This window comes from Oleiphilus sp. HI0043 (genome assembly GCF_001634935.1).
The window spans coordinates 1-553 of sequence record NZ_LWEY01000110.1; the positions used below are offsets into that span (position 1 = coordinate 1).

Annotated in this window: 1 protein-coding gene; it reads left to right on the forward strand. The window is 40.7% G+C overall.

Annotated elements, in window-relative coordinates; genetic code table 11:
• Positions 1–328: 328 nt before the first annotated feature.
• A partial coding sequence (locus A3729_RS02095; protein WP_197475487.1) for a hypothetical protein occupies positions 329–553 on the forward strand: 225 nt, incomplete at its 3' end.

The window sequence follows — 553 nt, forward strand, 5'->3', positions numbered from 1 at the left end:
TTGCACAGCATAAAGGCTACCCCACTAAAGCGCACCTAGAAGCGCTTCGTCAATTAGGCGTCAATAATCTGTATCGGCGTTCATTCAAACCTGTAAAGCAGCTTCTCGAGCACAAATAAATAAAAACTCCTAGTGCTTGTTTCTTAGACTCTGGCGGATTTTTTGTGAACTTTGTGCTGTATCACCTGTCATCGATTTCACATTTTTTATCATTTGTCGAAAAGTTGACGCTTTTTGTTGCTAAATAATGATGTTTATCCGTCAATTTAAGTGTTCTGGCGCTAAGATTTCCTTACTCAAGATCGAAATTTAATAGTGGAATCTTCTCATGCATACATTTTTCCTCAACACTGGTGAAAAGCGAATTGCCGCTCTTACAAAGAACCTATTAGCTTCAAGTGTGGCCATTCTTTTAACGGCTTGTGGTTCTGGTGGCGGCAGTGAAGAGTCAAATTCCACTCCGGATGATGGTAATACCAATACCGTGACTACAACGATTAGCGGTACCGCTATAAAAGGGGTCGTTTCAGAAGGCTTGGTAAACTTATACTCA